The sequence below is a fragment of the Atopobium sp. oral taxon 199 str. F0494 genome (assembly GCF_000411555.1).
In the GTDB taxonomy this organism is placed as follows: Bacteria; Actinomycetota; Coriobacteriia; order Coriobacteriales; family Atopobiaceae; genus Lancefieldella.
Map to the genome: position 1 here is coordinate 637,887 of NZ_KE150486.1, position 20,124 is coordinate 658,010.

The following is a 20,124-nucleotide window of genomic DNA, read 5'->3' on the forward strand; positions in this document are numbered from 1 at the left end:
GCCTACACACGAACAACTGTATGTTTTTCCACGACCGCCTTCAGGTCCAGCACGGCCGGCTTGACGCCCTTTCTTCCAAACAACAGGTACTCCACGTTGCCTTTTGCTCCGTGAATAGGACTTTCACACGCCGCAATCGGGCCGAGACCCGCTTGCGAGAAGAGCTGTGCGACTCGCGTAAGCGCCGCAAGGCGCGTCTTTGCACTCGTTACAACGCCGCCGTCATCAACCTCGGTTTTGTCCGCTTCAAATTGAGGCTTTACCAGCGTAATGAAAGCTCCTGTTGGCTTGAGCGTCACAAGTGTCGCGGGCAGGATGTGCGCGACTGACGTAAATGAAACATCGCATACGGCCAAATCAAACGAAGCCTCATAGCCAAGGCCGGGAAGCGCCGTTACGTTGGTACGTTCCAGCAGTTTGACACGCACGTTATTTCTCAGCGACCAATCAAACTGAGCGTAGCCAACATCAACGGAAGTTACCTGCAAAGCACCTCGCTGCAGCAGGCAATCGGTAAAGCCGCCGGAAGAAGCTCCTATGTCAAGACAGGTCAGACCCTCCGGGCTGACATCAAAGGCATCCAGCGCACGCTCAAGTTTAAGTCCGCCGCGGCTCACATACGGAAGCGTATGCCTGACATGCAAAAAAAGACCTTCTTCCACAAGCTCTCCGGCAGAAGTCAGTCTTCTTTCGTGTGTGGAAACATCGCCTGCGAGAATGGCACGCAAGGCGGTTTCTGTATCGGGAAACAATCCCTGGCGTACCAGCTCCGCGTCAAGGCGCCTCTTAGATGGGCGCTTTACCACTAGAGCTCAGCGCTTTCTGTTGATGCAGCGCTTTCTTGGGAAGCGTCATCTACCTGGGTGTCTACCTGGGTGTCACCGGGCTTCTTGCCACTGTTGGCAGGAGCCTCAGGAGTCTTTTTACTATCGATAAGACGCGCCTCTTCTTCAGGCGTAAACTCAGTCGTATCGACCATCTCTACCGCCTTGGAGCCAAGAGCGATAGCTTCGTCAAAGAGGTCAAGCGAGTGTTCAAGCGAAATATCTTTACCGCGCACCTGACTGACAATGTCATCCAGGCGGTCTGTAATCTGATCGAATGTCCGGTAGGCTGAAGTATCAGGCTTAGCCATGGCTACTCGTTCCTCTCCTGAAGCGGCGACTCTTCTTGAGCCATGGACTCTTCGCTGTTTGCAGCAAGACGAGCAAACTCATAGATATCCTTACCCTCCGCCATATCGGTTGCCACGCGGCCTAAAATGCCGTTGATAAAACGGGGGGACTCGTCTCCGCCGTACGCGCGCGCAAGCTCAACAACCTCGTTGATGGTCACCGCCACGTCAACGTCAGGAACTTCAAGCATCTCATAGAGAGAAAGACGCAATAGATTTCTGTCCACGGACGGCATGCGGGAGACGCTCCACTCACGCGAATAGGCACGCAAAATAGCGTCGAGGGCGTCCCGAATACCGTCAGTGCCACAAGCAAGCTGCTTGGCATAAGCATCCAGGGGCCCTTCGGAAAGCACATACTCCCCCGCAAGAACCTCAGAAACCATGCGATCGGTCTGCTCGGCCTGAAACAGAATCTGAAGCGCCTGGCTTCGAGCCAGCGTCCTGCCAAAGAACTGAGTGCTCAAGCCTACTCCTTGGGGAACACGAGGCTGTCGATATACACGTCAACCGCGGAGATAGAAACGCCTATCTGCTCGTTGACGGCAGTCGCTACAACGCCGCGAACGTCGGCGGCGAGCTTGGTAAAGGGATAGCCGTAAAAGACCGCGAGATGAACGCCAATACGAAGCGTATCATTTTCCACAACGGATTCAACGGCCTTACCAGGCGCCATGCTCTTATTGGTAAAGACATTGATGAGATTGGAGGCAATGGTATCGTTTCCGCCAACGGAAGCTACACCGGCAACGTTTCCAGCCGCATGTGACACAACCGCAGAAACAACGTCCTTTGATATACCGATTCCCGCAATGCGCAGTTCGTTATCGGCCATGTAAACCTCCTAAAAACTGAATGGATATCCCACGAACACCTACACGCGAGAGACAAACTTACCAACGCGCGTGTCAACCTTGATGCGCTCGCCCTGATTGAGATACATTGGAACCTGCAGGGTTGCGCCGGTCTCCACGGTCGCGGGTTTGCTGCCGCCCTGAACTGTGTCTCCCTTAAATCCAGGGTCGGTCTCGGTAATCTCAACCTCAATGAACATCGGCGGCTCAACGCCCAGAAGTTCCGTGTCAGCATAGAGCAGCTGGCAGTTGTCGTTCTCCTTGAACCAGACGTTCTTCTCGCCGATGAAGTCAGCAGGTACCGTAATCTGATCGTAGGTCTCGTTGTCCATAAAATAGAAGGATTCGCCGTCGTTGTAGAGGTACTGCATCTCCTTGGTGATAAGCTGCACGTTCTCAAATTTGGTGCCGGCGTTGCACGTTTGATCAATCACACGACCGCTCTTAAGATCACGAATCTTGTAGCGGACGAACGCACCGCCTTTGCCCGGTTTGACATGCTGAAATTCAACGATGGTATAGTACTTGTCGTTAATCTTGAGGCCCATGCCGTTTCTGAAATCTGCCGTACTGATGGTTGCCACGTCTGTCTTCTTCCTTCTTCTTGTTTGTCGCGAGAAGCGCTTGGGTCTTGACCCTTACCGCTTACGACTCTTATACGCATGCTGCATTTTAGCAGTTTTCATGCCCTTACGCTGACGGATCTGATGTTTTGCATCAAAACTGCTTTTGAACAGTGAGGATGCGAACCTGACTCACTTTTTTCTGGAGGCCTTTTCAGAAGCTTTTTTGGAAACTTTTTGAGAGATCTTTTTAAAGGCGTCGCACACGAGGCGAGGGGCCTGAGGGATCGCCGCAAGCCCGTGCTTAAACACATACCAGAAGTTCGGGGAGCGAACGAGTTTTTCTTCACCTACATATTCGCGGATAGCGCGAAGTGCGGCTTTGTTGTCGCGCACAGAAAATGAATAATTGCCGTTTTTCTTGGTAAAGATAGCAAAACGGGAAATAACCTTGCCGCCGCCCATAACTGAAGCGGCCACATGATCCACCTCATCCCATGGAATCTGAATATAATCTTCCGGGTTTTTCTCGTTATAAAACTCAAAGGCCTTGTTGCCGATAAGAACGTCACCGTATGTCGTCAAACCGTGAAACGATGTTGCCTTTATCGTCAGGTCAATGCTGCTGTTTTGCGACTGCGCCATAGCTTCCTTTCAACAATGGGTCGCACCCATTATAGAGTGCGACCCATATTCATGCGAGCTTTTTGTATCTGCAGCTCCTGTGAAGCTCTTCTTACATGAAGTTGAAGTAACGACCGATAACGCCAACGGCAAAGAGCGCTAGGATGATAACGATCGGAGAAACCTTCTTCTTCAATAGATAGCAGCAAAGCAATGTCAAACCAACTGCAGCGAGACCAGGAATCAGTGAATCAAGGTTCTGCTGAAGCGTTGTGACCTTCATTTGTTCAAGACCAGTCGGCCCAAGCTGGGAATACAGAGAAAGTGCCTCATGGATGCCGTCAACTCCCGAAGGAAGGCTGGTCCAGTCGATATAGGCGCCCGCCTGTTGAGGAACGGTAGATACTACTGGGGTAAACGAAATGGACACCCAGCGCTCAACCAGAGAGCCGATGATAAACATACCCAAGATGGACGCACCTTCGGTGACTTTACCCAGCATGCCGCCGGAAAGGTCTGAAGAAATGGAAGCGCCGGCCTTATAGCCAAACTCCTGGGTGTACCACAGGAAGGCAAGGCGGATAAGGTTCCACGCCACAAAGAAGAGGATGGGGCCAAGAATCGAGCCGCCAAGCGCCAAAGACGCACCGAGAGCGCCAAGGATTGGACGGACCGTGAACCAAAAGACTGGGTCTCCAACACCGGCCAAAGGACCCATCATACCTACTTTAACGCCCTGGATCGCAACATCGTCGATGGGCTCGCCGTTAGCGCGGCCCTCTTCCAAAGCGAGGGTAACGCCGATGACCGGCGCGGAAACGTAGGGGTGAGTGTTATAGAACTCAAGATGACGCTTGAGAGCTGCAATCTGATCTTCCTTTTTTGGGTAGAGCTTCTTGATTGCAGGAATCATCGAGAATGCCCAGCCGCCGTTCTGCATACGCTCGTAGTTCCAAGAACCCTGAAGGTACTGATGACGAAAAGCGACGGACATGCGGTCTTTCTGAGAAAGCTCAATCTTTTTCTCCATTGTTATCACACTCCTTCAGGATTAGTAGTTGTCGATAATGTCGCCGAGGGGATCTCCCGATCCGCCGCCAAGGCCGCCGCCCTGTTTAGCGAGGTCCTTAAGACCCAGATAAATAATGGCAAGGCAGACGCCAATAACACCCAGCGCGATAAGGGTAAGCTGGTTGATAGCCGCGAAGACAAAGCCGAGCGCGAAGAAGGGCCAGACCTCGCGGGTTGCCATCATGTTGATAACCATGGCATAACCAACAGCGGCAACCATGCCGCCGCCGACAGCCATACCGCCTGTAAGCCATGCTGGCATGGCGTTCAAAGCGTCAGTCACAAGGACGGGATCGACAAAGCAGAGAGCTGCTGCGGGAATGGCAATGCGAGCGCCCTGCATGCAGATAGCTACGATGTGCCATCTCTCAATAGCACCAAAGTCGCCCTTCTCAGCAGCTACGTCCATGGCATGCACAATACCGGTTGCGATGGTACGCGCAATCATCGTTAGGAAAAGACCGGCGACAGACAGTGGAATTGCCAGTGCGATAGACGTATTGATTGCGGCAACGGTATCGGTGTCACCTCCGTTAAGAGCAAGCACCATGATGATGGCGGAAGCCACGGACGCGAGCGCGGCGTCAGGAGCAACCGCGGCGCCGATATTTGCCCAACCGAGAGCAATCATCTGAAGCGAACCGCCCAGAATAATGCCTTCAGCGGGATGACCAGTCACAAGACCGATAAGTGTACAGGCAATCAAGGGCTGGTGGAATTCCCACTCATCGAGGATGCCCTCCATGCCGGCAAGAAAAGCGACAATAACAACGAGCAGTATCGTAATAGGCGTCATTTCTACCTCCTTCTAGTTATTTTCGAGCAGCAAGCTCGGACTTGGCCTTTTTAATCATGGCGTCAAAGTTCTCCGCGCCGTCAGCCGGAACTTTCCGGACGTCAAACTTCACGCCGTGGTTCTTAATGGCCTCGAGAGTCTCAACGTCCTTCTCGTCCATTGCGACGGCATTGGTAACAACAACCTTGCCGACAGAGTGGGCCATAGAACCGAGGTTGGCTTCCTTGATGTCAACGCCACCCTCAAGGGCGCGAAGCATATCCTGGGGAGTTTCAAAGAGAAGCATGGCTCTAGTGTTGCCGAAGCGTGGGTCATGAGCAATCTCAATGATTTTGTTGACCGGCACCACATGAACATGAACTCCCGGAGGTGCCGCCTGCACAATCATAGTCTTGCGAAGCTCATCTTTTGCAACGCCATCGGAGCACACGATAATGCGATCCGGCTTGGTCATCTTGGTCCATGTAGTTGCTACTTGGCCGTGAAGCAGGCGGGTATCAATACGCGCGAGGGCAATCTTGAGCTTACCATCGCCAATAACCGTACCCTCAGGAATGGCTCCTTGAGACGCTGCTGCAGCGGGAGCTTGCGCTGACACCACTTCTTTTGGCTCAAGGTCTTCCGGCTTGATTTTCACACCGGAGCGAGCCTCAGGCAAGATCTCTTTTGCGACTGCCACCGCCGTATCAGAGCCCATGCGCGAGCCATATGCGGCGACTAACATCGGAAGGTTAAGGCCGGTAACAGCGACCCAATCCTCTTTTCCCTGCTCCTCAAGGATTCGGGAGACCTGATTAAAGGGGGTGCCTCCCCACAGATCTACGAGGAAGAGCACGTGCTCCTGATCCTCGAGCATGGCAATTGTGTCGAGAAGCTTTTGGTGTAGGTCATCAGGACCCATGTCGGGCGTAAGTGCTACTGCAGCAACGCCTTCCTGCGGTCCGAAGATCATGCCACCGGAATCTTTTATGCCCTCGGCAAACTTACCATGGCTGGCTAGAACGATACTAACCACTTTTACCTCCTTCTGTGCCTAGTAGTGCAACAATATAGCGCTAGCAGTCAATCGACATAAGATCATGCGTAGACTGCGTAAAGACATCGTAGCCGTCCTCGGTAACCACGCCAAAGTCTTCAAGGCGGATACCAAACTTACCCGGCAGATAAATACCCGGCTCATCGGTAACGACAGAACCAGCGGGAAGCACTTTGTCGTAGCGGGCGTTGCAGAACGGACGCTCGTGAATCTCAACACCAACGCCGTGACCAAGGCCGTGGCCGAAGTACTCGCCATATCCGGCGTCAGAGATAACCTTCACGGCGAGGTTATGGATGTCGGCGCCTATAACGCCGGCGTGAATCGCCTTCGCGCAGGTCTCATTTGCGAGACGAACCACGTCGAAGACATGCTGCTGCTCTTCAGAAGGTTGACCGAGTACAACGGTACGCGTCATGTCTGAATGGTAATCCAGATATCCCGCGCCGTAGTCCATGACAATCATATCGCCCTTCTGCACTACGCGCTCACCGGGCTGCGCGTGCGGATTGGCGCCGTTAGGACCGGAAGCCACAATGGAGTCAAAGGAAAGCGCGTCCGCGCCATGAGAAAGCATGTAGTTCTCAAGCTCAGCGCGAATCTGCTGCTCAGTAAGGCCCGGCTTGATGTACTCAAGCATATGCAAAAACGCCTTGTCCGTAATGGACTGAGCGTGACGCATAAGCTCAATCTCAGCGGGGTCTTTTACAATTCGAAGATCGGCAATGGCGCCATGCATGCGAGGCATCAAAGCGGCAATGCTCTGATCGGCAAGTTCTCGCTGAAGGTCATCAAAAAATGCCAGCTCAACGGTATCCTCAACAGCTACTACGCGAGCACGGGAAGTTGCCACATGCTTTGCCGCCCACGCCGCGTGGCCGACAGTATCCATATCAATCTGCCAAGGAGTATCGTCACCGAGACGATCTTTGAACGTACCAAAGTAGCGGGAATCCGTATGCAGATACAGTGCATCTGCCGTAATGAACGCCGTATGGGCGTCCTCGAAATCAAACGTGCGCTCGGAATCCGTCAACCAGCGAAGATCCGGATTGTGACGAAGAATGACCGCGTCGTAGCCTTTCTCGGTCATAACCTCGCGAAAACGAGCAACCCGCTTTGCGCTAACTTGTACATCTGCCATATGAAATCCCTTCTCGAGAATGATTATAACCGCCTTAACACCGCATGCAAACACCGGACGACAAGAGACGCGAGTACAAGCCTATGGCCTATGAGCCTCACACCACGCGCAAGCATGCTCAAAAAGAAGTGTTTCGTCAATCGATGATAGTCTTACACGACTTATGTCCAACGGCAACACAATCATGAAACGATTTGTCGAGCGGAAACATTCCGCTTTGAGTGCCGCAATCATGTGCTCCGCGCTGCTGTCGCAGATCACTGATCCGATTCCCAGTTTTTCCAAAAGCTCATCTTGAGCGAGCATATCATCAATGTCCAAATCTCCCTTGGCTACCGAAATTCTCGCGGCAAAACGAAGGCCGTCGGCGAGAAGCGCCGAGCGTGGTTGATTGAGCACAAGCTGTTCCATGGCGTACATGAAATCAAGGCCGTAGTTCACCGACTGCCTGATTGCAATCGCTGTTGATGACGTCAAACGTCCTCGAACCTTAATCGTACTGGCGATTTGCTCCGCAAGGGCGTCAGCATTGCCCTCACGCAAATCTTCCGCCGTATCCCACACATGACTGAACTCGGTAACGTTTTCCGCCATTGCTGTTGTGACCATAAGCGCGCGGGCAAACTGGGCATGTTCGTCATCCTGATCCACAGGCATAACGTCCAAGTCCACAAAGCAAAAACGGGCTACGCCCGGACAGGTCACCGTACGAGGCTGAACAGGTGAAACCGTAAGGGCTCTAGGCTGCACCGATGAGAGCACGGCAGCTTCAAGATCAAGCGGTACAAGGCTGAGCGAAACTCCCCCACACCATGACTGCGCGACGAAGGCCGCCACCGACATAACACCTGAATCGCCGACTGCAAGCAACAGATCATCACCGGTAAGCTGCGCTTCAGCCAGTGCTGAAAAAAGCGCCGAGGCAACATTGAGCGTCGCCGCCTCATCTCCGTCAGGCAACTCACACTTCTCTACCGTAAATCCGACCGTCGTAAGATCTCGTTTCAGAAGCTCTACGATATCTTCGGCTGCGGAAGCAGAATGCGCTATTACGCACTTCTGCGGATGGCCCACGGCAGTGCGCATCTCTGCGCCAAAGGCGCTCAGCGCACCCGAGCCAACGCGCAGCGCTAAAGAGCCCTGCGGGAGCGACACCCATTGCCTGATTTGAGTCGGCTCAACTTCTTGACTCATAACAAGCCCCTTTCCCACAGCAGCTTACCCGAGTCAAGGGCGACCTGCTGAAACGTTTTCTCTCGAATATCAATAGTAATATCGGCGGCATGCTCGTAAAGCGGCTTTCTATGTTCAAACAGCCGCCGAGCGTGGTCAGCCGTGCCCAAGTCAGGCCGTCTATCAAGGCGCTGAATCTGCCGCAGCGAGTCAGTGAGGTCGCCGTCAAGATACACGATGGTTCCCATCTCATGCATAAGCTCCACGTTCTGCGCGCGCTCAACAATACCGCCTCCGCAGCTTACCAGAAGCGACTTTTTTGAGCGCAGATTACGCAGCACCTGTGTTTCCACGTCACGAAAATATTCCTCACCGGCAAGCGCAAACATCTCTCCAAGTTCTTTTCCGGCAATTCTTTCAGCCAGCCGGTCAGTATCAACATAGCGGCGGTGAAAGAGTTCACCCAAGTTGCGCGCAAGCGTCGACTTGCCTGCTCCAAGAAATCCTACGAAGAAAATATGGTCACAGTTGTCATGGACAATATATCGTGTGTCATCAAACTCCAAAATTCCTCCAGCCAATCATAAAAAGTGTATCATCCGGAGGGAATTTCCTTACTGCCGTGTAGAAGGTTTCTCAGAAAGCGCATGAGCTCCTTCAAATTGTACATTTCTGAGCAAGATCTTCTCGATATGACGCAGAAGTTTGGTGTACCAAAGATCTACCTGAGACTGGGGACGCACAAGGATAGTCTTGACTCCGGCAAGGTTACCGGAAGCGATATCGGTAAAAAGCTGATCTCCGATGAATACCGTCTCGTTTTTCTCGGCACCAAAACGCTTCATGGCCGCACGGACCGCCGTTGGAGACGGTTTCATAGCACAGCCGACGCCCTCAATTCCAAGCTCGGAGGCGCTTTTTTGCACCTGATCAAGATGGATGTTATTCGAAACAAGACACAGCGTCAGTCCCGCCTCCTTTGCACGGGCAAACCACGCGGCTACTTGCGGAGGCACTATATGAGAGTCGCGCGGCACGCATGTATTGTCCCGGTCAAGCAGGACAAGCCTGACGCCCTCTGCAAGAAGACCGTCTATTGATATGCCATCAACGGTAGAAACGTATTGTGAAGCGGAAAGAATACTCATAAGCTATTGTGAACTTTCCTTATCCTTTGAGTTATTGATAGCTTCAAGGTGCTCATCGTATGTTTTTGAGAATACGTGCTCATTTTTGGTAATCCAGAAATACAGATAGTCCGTATTATTTGGCCTAAGAGCAGCCTTCAGCGCATTGAGGCCTGGCGAGCAAATCGGCGTTGGCGTCAGCTCATCGTGAGCGTATGTGTTGTACTTGTCGTCAGTAAGCGTCTGAAGCTCATCGGCGGTAGGTTCTCTGCCAAGCGAATACGCGAGCGTCGCGTCGCTTTGAAGCGGCATGCCCTGTGACAGGCGATTGTAGATGACGGAGGCAACGTTGCCGCGATCCTCCTGGTTAGACGCTTCTTTTTCAACAATGGAGGCGACCGTCAGTATTTGCTCATCGGTAAGGTCAAGGTTGTAGCGAGCCTTCAAATCTATGCGCGCCGCGTCAAAGTTTAAATCAGACGTCTCTTCCTTATACTGGTCAAGCATAGCGCGAATGATCGTATCGGCGCTGGGAGTGCTTTCAAACGTATAGGTCTTGGGGAACAGGTAGCCTTCCAGGGAATCGTTAGCTGAAACGGCATCTTTGAGGAAAGGATACTCTTCAACGTAGTTAGAGGCCTTCGCCTGAGCGAGAAAATCGTCTTTTGAGATGCCATAGTACTTCTCGACAGCTTCCGCGGTTTGTGAAACCGTATAACCTTCGGGGATAACAAGTCCGTCCCCGTTGGTATTAGGTCCTTCCGCAAGCAAGCGGATAATGTCAGCGTAGCTCATACCTGTTGTGATGAGATAGGTACCGCTCTTGATTTTCTGATCTGACTGCTGTTTTTTGAGTTGTGCCAAAAACTCGGCCTTATTTGCGATGACTTTATTTGTATATAGGATATCTGCGACAGTTGACGCGTTGGCGCCTTCGGGAATTACAACGGTAACTTCCTCACCACTCGTAATTTCCTGCGTTGGATTGACGGTATCGGTAATTTTAGGAACTACAACAAAAACAAAGATGGCGGCGGCGAACCCTATAAGCGCAAGCGCTATGAGCGTTGCAAAAAGTCGAGAACGACGATGCGCTTTCTTATTACGGTGCGCGACATTACCTCGAACAGCCCTGCGGGTAGCCGCGGCAGTACGTTTGGAAATGCGATTTGTCTCAAGTGACGCCGGCAATGCTGCCGCATGCTTGCCCAAGCTTGGTTCAGGAGACTCTTCCCTGCCTGAGAGGACTTCCTCAGATGAAGCATCCTCCGTAAAGCGCGCCGCGCCTGTGCTAGATGTATCGTTATCGGGCGAAATCGACATTCAGTCTCCCTTACTCATGCCGCGCATCAAGCCATGCTTGCAAAAACAATGACGCGGCCACCATATCCACTTTGCCTTTCATAGACTTCTCGCTGAGTCCTTGTGCTTTCAGGATGCGCTTAGCCTCTGCTGACGAAAGCCTTTCGTCGGTTAATTCTAATGGAAGACCTGACTGCGCCGCAATTTTTTTTGCTTGCTCAATGACTTTTTGCGCCTGAGGACCCTCTTCGCCGGCAAGCGTCATTGGTTTACCGCACACAAGCAACTCGGGTTCCCAATCTTCAAGCAGCAGTCTGAACGGGCGGGCATGAGAAAGAACCTCCTGCGCAGGAAGCACGCACAGAGGCGAGGCGACACGACCATCGGGATCGCTTATTGCAATCCCGATTCGCACGTCACCAATATCAAGCGCCAAGACGCGCACTTATGCGCCAAGCTTGCTTTTTGCTGCCGTAAGAGCGGCATCAATGCCGGAAGCATCCGTACCACCCGCTTGCGCCATGGAAGGCTTTCCTCCGCCACGTCCGCCAACAAGACCCGCGATGTCTTTGATAATGTCGCCAGCAGAAAAACCGGCAGCCACAGCAGTATCAGTCGCGGCCGCGAGAAGAGCCACCTTGCCGTTAGCCGCGCCAGAAGACGCCAAAACACAAGCAATAGGACGGCCGTCCGACGCGTCGCGTATGCCATCCCAAGCGCTTCTCAACTCGTTGCCTGAAAGACCTTCAAGCTTTGCAAAAACACAGTGGTATCCATCGAGCTCAACAGCATGTTTGACAGCATCGGCAACTTGATTTGAGCTTGCGCCCACAGTAACCGCCTCCGCTTTGCGGGCGGCCTCACGCAGGTCGCGCTGAAGCTGCATAATGCGATCAACGAGAGCGTCGGGACGAACCTTGAGCACATGCAAGGCCTCATCAAGCTGCATGAGCCGCCCATCAACGTACGCTATGGCTCCCATGGAAGTGACCGCCTCAATGCGGCGGACGTTGGAGCCGACTGAGGATTCGGACACGATCTTAAACAAGCCGATCTCAGACGTATTGCGCACATGGGTGCCGCCGCAGAGTTCGCGGGAAAAAGGATGTTCTTCTTCCCCGACAGAAACCACGCGAACCACGTCGCCGTACTTCTCGCCAAAGAGCGCGACGGCGCCTGCCGCCTTAGCGTCCTCGATGTTCATGATTCTGGTGACGATGGGCTTTGCCGCGAAAATCTCAGCGTTAATCATGCCTTCAACCTGAGCAAGCTCATCGGCTGTCATGGCTTCAAAATGTGTAAAGTCAAAACGCAGACGGTCCGGAGCAACTAAAGAGCCTGCCTGGTTCACATGATCGCCGAGAACTTCCTTAAGAGCGGCGTCCAAAAGGTGCGTCGCGGTATGGTTACGGCGGATAAGCTCGCGGCGACCGGCGTCAACAGACGCGCAAAGCGCATCGCCAATATTCAGACTGCCCTCTTCTACATATCCGACATGAGACACGATAGCACCGTCACGCTGCTTGGTGTCGTCAATCTGAACAAAAAGGCCATCCATGGACAGGCTGCCGGTGTCTCCCACCTGGCCACCCATTTCCGCGTAGAAGGGCGTGCGGTCGAGCACGATTTCCACCTTATCGCCGGCAGAAGCCGAATCGACCTCCTGGCCATCTTGTACGAGAGCTTTGACTACACAGCCTTCCAGCTCATTGTGGTCATACCCGTCAAAAACGGTCGCATCGAGCCGGTCGGAAAGCGCCACCCATACGGACTGCGCCTTGCCCCAAGCGTCACGGTTTGCGCTCGCGCGCGCTCGCTCACGCTGCCGGGTCATAGCCGCGTCAAACTCACTGTCGTTTACGCTATGACCGGCAATCGCTGCAATCTCACGGGTAAGGTCAATAGGAAAGCCATAGGTATCATGGAGGAGGAAAGCGACTTCACCGGAAAGGCGCTCACCGGCGGAAAGTTTGGCGAGCTCGTCTTCAAGTTTGGCCTCCCCCGCGTCAAGCGTTGCACCGAAGCGCTCCTCTTCCGCTGTCAGAATGCCGTCAATCAGCGCGCTTTTCTCAATAAGTTCTGGATAAGCAGCGCCCAAAAGATGCGCGACTTCATACGCATACTCCGCCATAAACGTGCCGTGGATACCCATAAGACGACCATGGTAGACAGCGCGACGAAGCAGGCGGCGCAAAATGTAGCTGCGTCCTTCGTTGCCGGGAAGAATACCATCGCCAATCATAAAGGAAACAGCGCGGCTGTGGTCGGCCAAGATGCGCAGGCTTCTGTCTACTTCTTCATCGCCCGCCTGATAGCGCTTGCCAGAGAGCTTCTCGCCCAGCCTGATGAGGGAAATCATGATATCGCCCTCGTAATTAGAGCCCTGGTGCTGCATAATAGCGGCGATGCGCTCAAGACCCATGCCGGTATCAATATTGCGATGAGGAAGCTCTGGCATGGAGCCGTCTTCTTGACGATCGTATTGCGTAAAGACAAGATTCCAGAACTCAAGATAGCGGTCCCCATCATCGCCGGGCTTCTCGCCCTCAAATTCCGGACCCTGGTCAAAGTAAATTTCAGAGCATGGCCCGCAAGGACCAGTGGGGCCTGCCGCCCAGAAATTGTCTTCCTCGCCTAAACGAGAAATGTGATCTGGAGCAACGCCAAGAGATTCCCAGATTTCCGCGGCTTCATCGTCTTCGGTAAAGACGGTAAAGTACAGCCGGTCAAGAGGAAGCCCCAGATGTTTGGGGTCCGAAATAAACTCCATAGCCCATGTGCACGCGTCGCGCTTTGTGTAGCCGCCAAAGGAAAAATTGCCCAGCATTTCAAAGAAGGACAGGTGACGGTTGTCGCCAATATTTTCAATATCATTAGTACGCAGGCATTTCTGACATGAAGTGGCGCCTATTTTCTTCATGGTCTTTATGCCCTGATAGTATTCTTTGAACTGGTTCATACCCGCGTTGGCGAGAAGCAGCGACGGGTCGGAAGGAACAAGCGATGATGAGGGGTACTTTTTGCATCCCTTTGATTCAAAAAAGTCGAGAAAATCTTCTCGAATCTCAGCTGTGGTCATGGTCTTGTAATCAGACATGCGTACCTCTCTAAATCTATTGCTCTTCAGAACGGCGGCGTTTCGTATCCGCCGGGGATGGATTAGTTTCAGCCTTTGAGTCTACCTTACTCGATGCCTGTCTGCCGTCCGCATTCGCGGGTTTTGGAAACTTTGCAAGAACCTTTGCAATGTCTTCGGCAATGCCAACAGTACCTTCGGGCCTTTCGTCAGCTTCTGCATCAATCGCTTCACCTCGGTCAACAAGGCGTGTGGACTCAAAGAACGAATCGTCGTCGAGGGCATCAAACGCCGGATGAATATTGCCGTTCGTATCATGAAAAGGCGTACTGTTGAAAAGCGCACCGTTATAAGAAACAATCTGTCTGCCAGTATGTTCTTCAAAATAGTAGACAAACACACCGCGAAGCGCCGCAGTGAGAGGAATCGCCAAAATAGTGCCGACCACGCCACCAAGCGCGCCTCCTATCGTAATACCCACCAGCGAAAGACCTGGGTGGACTTTGACGCTTGATGCCAGCACCAAAGGAGACAACACATTATCGGTAACGTTTTGAGCCACAATGAGAATCACGAGCGTCCAAAGCGCCAGCATCGGGCTTTGCAGCACCGAAAGAATCAAAGCGATGCCCGCTGAAAAGGCAGGGCCGACAACCGGAATGATATGAAAAATACCGACGATGGCGCCAATAAGGCCTGCGTACGGATTTCCAATCAAAAGACAACCCACATAGGCAAAGATTCCATTGGCAACCGAAGTAATAATGGTACTGCGCATATAGCCGCCAACGGAACGGCTCAAAATAGCAAGCAGAAGCCTGAGTTCGTCGTCTCTGTCGGGACCGGCAATAGTCGCCAACTCACGGACGATGACGGGATAGTCCTTTACAAGCCAATAGGCCAGCACAAGACCGAGAAAAAAGCTCATGAAGTGTTCGCCCAGCGTTGAAATGTTGCTCAGAGCATTAGCGGAGAGCCAGCGAAACGCTTCGCTTGCAAACGATACGCCGAGGCTGGAAGCTTGTGACACAACGGAATTAACCGCATCGCGGACGGTGGGGTTTCCTATCGCGTCATAGGTAGTCCACACCTCACTAATCATTGACTGCAGCTGACTGGCATAAAGAGGCGCGTTTTTAAGCAATATCAGCAGCTCATCAATGAGCGGCTGCGCAATGAGAGCCACAAATCCCAAAAAGATGAGAATAACCAAAATGAGGGCGAGAAAGGCAGCTAATGCGCGCGGCACTCCCCACCCTTCAAACCTGTTGGTCAAAGGGCTACATATAAACGCGACAATGCCACCGATAGCTAAAAGTTCTACGGCCTGACCGATTCTGCCTAACGCCATGACGGAAACGACAAAAACTCCCGCCATGCCAAGCAGCGACCATGCGATAATTCCGCGGCGGCGCCACTGGTTCTCATTCAGAAAGGGATTGCTTGCAAACTTCTCGTCTTTATCCTGCACACGTATCTCCTTCAACCCTAGCGGGTTGCGCTTTCAGGATCAATCTTTTCTTGGATTCGTTTGAGCGTGCGTCTGAGCAAGCGAGATACCTGCACTTGGGAAATGCCCAGTTTTTCGGCAATCTCCACCTGTGTAAGCCCTTCCACAAACCGCATGCGGATAATTTCCTGCTCACGCGGGGAAAAATCAGCGATGGCCTCTTCAAGTACGATGCGGTCATCAGATCCCGCAAGATCCTCGTCTTCAGTGATGTACTGATCAATGATGGACGGAGCTTCATCGCCGTCTGCCGACGAGCCTCCCCCTTCAAGCGGAACCGAGCTGTAAGCCCCCGATGACTCCATCGCTTCGAGAACCTCTTCAACGCTCACCCCCAGCTTTTTGGCAATCTCGTCAACGGAGGGGCTGCGCTGAAGTTCTGTCGTCAACTCATCGGTGACTTGATTCACTTTTGCGGAAAGCTCCTGCAAACGCCGGGGAACCCGTACCGACCAGCCTTTGTCGCGGAAGTGGCGCTTAATCTCTCCCATGATAGTGGGTGTAGCGTAGGTGGTAAATTCAAGGCCGCGCGAGGGATCAAAGCGGTCTATCGCTTTAATGAGGCCGATAGTTCCCACCTGAATCAAATCGTCAAGCGGTTCTCCGCGGTTCTTAAACTTAGAGGCCAAAAAGCGTACAAGATTCAAATGGCTTACGATCAGCTGATCGCGAACCTCAGGATCATGCGTTTCTTGATACTCTGCAAAAAGTTTGCGTGTACGTTCTTTGTCCCATGCCGGAGTTCCGCGAGATGCTCTACGTGCCGCCCTTCGTGCAGCTTTTTGTTTGGCAGCATCGTTATTTGGCATATGCGCCGCCTGTCACCTTAAGCAGGTGGAGCGTGTATCCGTTGTCATTAAGGGAAAAATCATCGCAGATAGCAGAAAGGAGCAGTTCCACCAGTTCAAGCGGCTGGCTCTCAGTACAGTCGCCGCTGTCGCTTGGGTCGTCCTCGCCAAGGGCAAAATCCATTTCCATAGAGCTGTCCGTAAGCGTAAAGACTATCGCGACATCTTCCGACTGCGTACTGCAGGCATATACAAAGCCTTCTTCCGCGGCCATGCGAACATCTTCCAGCTCATCAACGTTCATTCCCGCAAGAACGGCAAGGTTGGCTGCGGTCATGCGAACAGCACGCGCAAAGCTTCCGTCTGCAGGAACGGTAAGGGTGACTACTTTTTGATCCATTACAGTCCCTGCTCCTTTGACGCCTCAGCATCGTTTGCCGCGCCTGCTACAAAAGCCGACTTGGTTCCTTTGGCTTCATCGCCATAGTCAACGTATGCGGGACCTTCAGGTTTCGCTTTTGCGGACGACCGCTCCGTCGAGAGCAGAGGCAACTCTTCCAGAGTCTCGTCAGCCTTTTGCTGGTCCCCTTTCGAAGCTCCTTGAAGCCGGGCTTGAGCCGCGGCGGCAAGCTTTGAAGGACTCACCACAGAACCAATGCCGCCGCCAATCTTGGAAACGGACTCAACGACACCTGTCACGGCGTCTGACGCCGCTTTGCTTACCGTTGCCGTGACCGCGGAGGCGGCTCCTGATACCGTTGCAACGTCACCGAGCACCACGTTGAGACTCTCAAGGGAACTGTTCGCGGCGTCCACGGTAGTATCCACTTTTTCCATCAGCGCGGGAAGCTGCTTGACCGTTGGATCAAGTTCATCCATCATGCCATCAAGTTTGGCGATGATTGGCTGCACTTGCTCGATGGTTTGATTTGCGGAAACCGTTACCTCTTCAATCGACTTTCGTGTTGAACGAAGCGTCAGAGCGATTTCAATGACAGCCCATACGCCGGCAATCACTAAGACTATAAGAACGATATCCATGTAGCTCATTGAGCACCTCTCCCTCGCCGTTACGACAGCACCGCAGGGTTGACAATCATTAACGTTCTCATTTTACCCATCCGCACTTACTTTGACCCTCCGGGCTCAGACTTTTTGTTCGTTTGTGAAGATGACTCCTCACCTCGGCCACGCGCAATCGCGTCAAGGCGCCACGCTTCCCAGCCCCGCGGAGAGGGCGAGAAGAACGCGCTGCTGTCAAGTCCCTCAGGCAGATAGCGCTGCGCAACCCATCCTTCCGGATAGTTATGCGGATACAGATAGGCTCCATACTCATCTGAACCAGGACGATGACGATCGCGTAAGTAACTTGGCACTTCTCGCCTGGGACCGTGACGAACTTCCGCTAACGCCGCGTCAATGCCCGCCTCCGCCGCATTGGATTTTGGAGCAAGCGCCATATACAGTACGGCCTGAGCAAGATTGATGCGGCATTCGGGATAACCGATAACCTCTGCGGACTTGAAAGCGGCTTCCGCAATGAGTAACGCCTGCGGATCCGCGTTGCCAATGTCTTCTGAAGCCAAAATCATGATTCTTCGCGCAATGAACTTGGGATCTTCTCCCGCGTCAATCATGCGCGCGAGCCAGTAGAGCGCTGCATCAGGGTCAGATCCTCGCATGGATTTAATGAAGGCGGAAATGATGTCATAGTGCATGTCTCCCGCCTTGTCGTAAGAAAGTCCACGGCGGGGATTTGCTTCATGGACATGCTGCGCTGTTATTATCACAGGCTTTTTGGAGTCGGCATCTTCCGTACCAACAGGTAGCGCCATCTGACTTGCCAGCTCAAGCGAGGTAAGCGCTGCGCGGCCATCCCCGCCCGCAAGCATTACGATCTCTTGAAGCGCTTCGGGACTGAGTTCATACTCCCCTGCAAGGCCATCGGGGCTGACAAGCGCACGTTCGACAAGCTCAACAATGGCATCATCGTCAAGTGGCTGTAGCTCCACTACACGCGAACGCGAGATGAGAGCGCTATTGACTTCAAAATACGGGTTTTCTGTAGTCGCGCCGATAAGCACGACCGTGCGGTCCTCCACCGCATGAAGCAAAGCGTCCTGCTGTGAGCGATTAAAGCGATGTATCTCGTCGATAAAGAGGATGGTACGGCGACCGGCCGTCAAAAGACGAGACTCCGCCGCTTCTATCTCATGCCTCAGGTCCTTGACCGTCCCGGTGATTGCTGATACTTCCACAAACTCGGCATGCGTCGTATTGGCAATGATGCGAGCAAGCGTAGTCTTACCCGTACCGGCAGGTCCATAGAGTAATACCGACGAGAGCGTGTCATGCTCGATAGCACGGCGCAGCCATGAGCCTTCGCCTACCGCCTGCTCCTGACCCACATAGCCTGCAAGTGAAGTAGGTCTCATACGGGCGGCAAGCGGCGCGTTTGAGCGCTTGACAGCACGGTTTATGCCTGAAAATAACGTATCCATACTGCACATTGTAACCGACTGATCCTACGGAAAGCGCGAGCGTCTTAAGCGTGAACGCCGTTACCAAAGTATGTGCGCTTGGGAAAAAGCACACGCGCTTCAGGGAAAAGGGCTTCACAGGTTGCTATGAAGTAATCGTCTGTCATAGCGGAAATGAAATCCACTACCACGCGGTCGGGATCATCTTCCCACACATAGACTGCGCCGTAGTAAGCCAGATAACGCTGAAGCGGCTCAATATGGTGCTTGAAGATAGCGCACGACTCATCCCCTGAAGCGAGAGCGGAAAGCTCATAGTTATACAGTCTGGCGAAGAGATTTTTGATGTCGTCCGAAAAGTCTCCGTTTGCCTCGGAGGCTCCATAAATCTTCTGGTAATTCTCGCGCTTGGCGCGGCGCAGCTCTTTGAATGCTTCCTCACTCATTGAAATGCGATCTCTGCCAAAGCTATGCTCAATGATATCCGCCGCAAAAGCGGAAAGCGCCCAGGTATTATATGCACCACCAAGGCCGTCATCGAAGGACTCAGGCGACACGGCAGCAACGCGAATGGCGTCTTGGCGGTCTTTTCCCACATAGGCGATGATATCCGAAACGCGGACAACACAGCCTTCAAGCGTCATGGGGCGAAGACGATCGATGACCTGCACTCCTCGCTGCCAGCAGTCTTCAACCACACGGTCAAACTCATCAAACGAAGAAAGATCGCTCATGTTGAGGACCTGCTGCTCAAACTCACCGTTGTGGCAAATGACGCCGTCAAGAGTTTGTAGCGAAAGGTTGCGACTATACAGCTCATCGAGAACGCGCACGCTCTGTACGTTGTGAAAGAACCAGCGACCGGTACGAGCGCGATAGAGATCATTTAAAAAGTACTCGCCGGCATGGCCGAAAGGAGTGTGGCCAACGTCATGTCCAAGCGCGATGGCCTCGATAAGGCCAACATTAAGACCGAGCGCGCGCCCGATATCGCATGCGATACGGCCTACCAGCTGCTCATGAAGGCCACGTCTGGTAAGGTCATCATTCGCACGGAATGAAAATACCTGCGTCTTTCCATTGAGCCTGTTATACGCCGGAGTATGCATGATCTTCTCGATATCCCGCACAAAAGCCGGCCGTATGACGCTTGCACCATCAGTGTCCGGATCTCGGCGGATAATTTCAGCGTCCCTGCAGGCGTATGCGCTGAGGCGCCCGGACGCTACTTGAGCGGCAATTTCATCTTCAAGTTCTTTCGAAAGAGCTCCCGTTAGAGTAGGAGCGAGGGTATTAATCAACGTCATATCAACCTCCGCTGTTGTTTTTCAAAGCTATTGTAGCCGCAGGCCCGGACACAAATTAAAGTCGCAGCTAGATAGGGGTAGCTCGATAAGGGCAAAGAG

At 53.0% G+C, this 20,124-nt stretch carries 22 protein-coding genes; all 22 read right to left on the reverse strand.

Annotation, left to right across the window (positions count from 1 at the left end; genetic code table 11):
• Window positions 1-2 precede the first annotated feature (2 nt).
• Window positions 3-806: a TlyA family RNA methyltransferase gene (locus tag HMPREF1527_RS02800; protein WP_016477184.1), complete on the reverse strand. Its 804-nt coding sequence runs from the start codon at window positions 804-806 to the stop codon at window positions 3-5.
• Window positions 806-1,135, reverse strand: coding sequence for an exodeoxyribonuclease VII small subunit (locus HMPREF1527_RS02805; RefSeq protein ID WP_016477185.1), 330 nt, complete (start codon window positions 1,133-1,135; stop codon window positions 806-808). Before HMPREF1527_RS02805 ends, HMPREF1527_RS02800 begins: the two co-directional genes overlap by 1 nt.
• Window positions 1,136-1,137: 2 nt before the next feature.
• Window positions 1,138-1,641 (reverse strand): transcription antitermination factor NusB, encoded by a 504-nt coding sequence (gene nusB, locus HMPREF1527_RS02810; RefSeq protein ID WP_016477186.1) that lies wholly within the window; start codon window positions 1,639-1,641, stop codon window positions 1,138-1,140.
• Window positions 1,642-1,643: 2 nt separating this feature from the next.
• Window positions 1,644-2,009, reverse strand: a complete 366-nt coding sequence (locus HMPREF1527_RS02815; RefSeq protein WP_016477187.1) for an Asp23/Gls24 family envelope stress response protein — start codon at window positions 2,007-2,009, stop codon at window positions 1,644-1,646.
• Between the two features lie 39 nt (window positions 2,010-2,048).
• Entirely contained in the window at window positions 2,049-2,612 is a 564-nt protein-coding gene (efp, locus tag HMPREF1527_RS02820; protein ID WP_016477188.1) for an elongation factor P, read from the reverse strand.
• 171 nt (window positions 2,613-2,783) lie between these two features.
• The gene (locus HMPREF1527_RS02825; RefSeq protein ID WP_016477189.1) at window positions 2,784-3,236 is read right to left on the reverse strand and encodes a DUF956 family protein; all 453 of its coding nucleotides are present in this window, start codon (window positions 3,234-3,236) and stop codon (window positions 2,784-2,786) included.
• 91 nt (window positions 3,237-3,327) lie between these two features.
• The gene (locus HMPREF1527_RS02830) at window positions 3,328-4,245 is read right to left on the reverse strand and encodes a PTS system mannose/fructose/sorbose family transporter subunit IID (protein ID WP_016477190.1); all 918 of its coding nucleotides are present in this window, start codon (window positions 4,243-4,245) and stop codon (window positions 3,328-3,330) included.
• A 21-nt stretch (window positions 4,246-4,266) separates the two neighbouring features.
• Window positions 4,267-5,082, reverse strand: a complete 816-nt coding sequence (locus HMPREF1527_RS02835; RefSeq protein ID WP_016477191.1) for a PTS mannose/fructose/sorbose transporter subunit IIC — start codon at window positions 5,080-5,082, stop codon at window positions 4,267-4,269.
• 16 nt (window positions 5,083-5,098) lie between these two features.
• On the reverse strand, window positions 5,099-6,097 hold the full coding sequence (locus tag HMPREF1527_RS02840) for a PTS sugar transporter subunit IIB (protein ID WP_016477192.1): 999 nt from the start codon (window positions 6,095-6,097) through the stop codon (window positions 5,099-5,101).
• A gap of 40 nt (window positions 6,098-6,137) precedes the next feature.
• Window positions 6,138-7,262, reverse strand: coding sequence for a Xaa-Pro peptidase family protein (locus HMPREF1527_RS02845; protein ID WP_016477193.1), 1,125 nt, complete (start codon window positions 7,260-7,262; stop codon window positions 6,138-6,140).
• 81 nt (window positions 7,263-7,343) lie between these two features.
• Entirely contained in the window at window positions 7,344-8,456 is a 1,113-nt protein-coding gene (locus HMPREF1527_RS02850) for a hypothetical protein (RefSeq protein ID WP_016477194.1), read from the reverse strand.
• The gene (locus HMPREF1527_RS02855; RefSeq protein WP_016477195.1) at window positions 8,453-9,001 is read right to left on the reverse strand and encodes a shikimate kinase; all 549 of its coding nucleotides are present in this window, start codon (window positions 8,999-9,001) and stop codon (window positions 8,453-8,455) included. The genes HMPREF1527_RS02850 and HMPREF1527_RS02855 overlap by 4 nt, the downstream gene beginning before the upstream one ends.
• Window positions 9,002-9,049: 48 nt before the next feature.
• Complete coding sequence (locus HMPREF1527_RS02860) at window positions 9,050-9,583, reverse strand: YqeG family HAD IIIA-type phosphatase (protein ID WP_016477196.1); 534 nt, start codon at window positions 9,581-9,583, stop codon at window positions 9,050-9,052.
• A gap of 3 nt (window positions 9,584-9,586) precedes the next feature.
• The gene (gene mltG, locus HMPREF1527_RS02865) at window positions 9,587-10,885 is read right to left on the reverse strand and encodes an endolytic transglycosylase MltG (protein WP_016477197.1); all 1,299 of its coding nucleotides are present in this window, start codon (window positions 10,883-10,885) and stop codon (window positions 9,587-9,589) included.
• A gap of 10 nt (window positions 10,886-10,895) precedes the next feature.
• Window positions 10,896-11,309, reverse strand: coding sequence for a Holliday junction resolvase RuvX (ruvX, locus tag HMPREF1527_RS02870; RefSeq protein ID WP_016477198.1), 414 nt, complete (start codon window positions 11,307-11,309; stop codon window positions 10,896-10,898).
• Window positions 11,310-13,961, reverse strand: a complete 2,652-nt coding sequence (gene alaS, locus HMPREF1527_RS02875; RefSeq protein ID WP_016477199.1) for an alanine--tRNA ligase — start codon at window positions 13,959-13,961, stop codon at window positions 11,310-11,312.
• Between the two features lie 16 nt (window positions 13,962-13,977).
• A complete protein-coding gene (locus tag HMPREF1527_RS02880) occupies window positions 13,978-15,411 on the reverse strand; it encodes an AI-2E family transporter (protein WP_016477200.1) in 1,434 nt (477 codons plus the stop codon).
• A 17-nt stretch (window positions 15,412-15,428) separates the two neighbouring features.
• A complete protein-coding gene (locus HMPREF1527_RS02885; protein WP_016477201.1) occupies window positions 15,429-16,259 on the reverse strand; it encodes an RNA polymerase sigma factor SigF in 831 nt (276 codons plus the stop codon).
• Entirely contained in the window at window positions 16,249-16,638 is a 390-nt protein-coding gene (locus HMPREF1527_RS02890) for an ATP-binding protein (protein WP_016477202.1), read from the reverse strand. The genes HMPREF1527_RS02885 and HMPREF1527_RS02890 overlap by 11 nt, the downstream gene beginning before the upstream one ends.
• Window positions 16,638-17,288: a DUF948 domain-containing protein gene (locus HMPREF1527_RS02895; RefSeq protein ID WP_016477203.1), complete on the reverse strand. Its 651-nt coding sequence runs from the start codon at window positions 17,286-17,288 to the stop codon at window positions 16,638-16,640. The genes HMPREF1527_RS02890 and HMPREF1527_RS02895 overlap by 1 nt, the downstream gene beginning before the upstream one ends.
• Before the next feature lie 77 nt (window positions 17,289-17,365).
• Window positions 17,366-18,739: a replication-associated recombination protein A gene (locus tag HMPREF1527_RS02900; RefSeq protein ID WP_035433650.1), complete on the reverse strand. Its 1,374-nt coding sequence runs from the start codon at window positions 18,737-18,739 to the stop codon at window positions 17,366-17,368.
• A 44-nt stretch (window positions 18,740-18,783) separates the two neighbouring features.
• Window positions 18,784-20,025: a deoxyguanosinetriphosphate triphosphohydrolase family protein gene (locus HMPREF1527_RS02905; RefSeq protein WP_016477205.1), complete on the reverse strand. Its 1,242-nt coding sequence runs from the start codon at window positions 20,023-20,025 to the stop codon at window positions 18,784-18,786.
• Window positions 20,026-20,124: the final 99 nt, after the last annotated feature.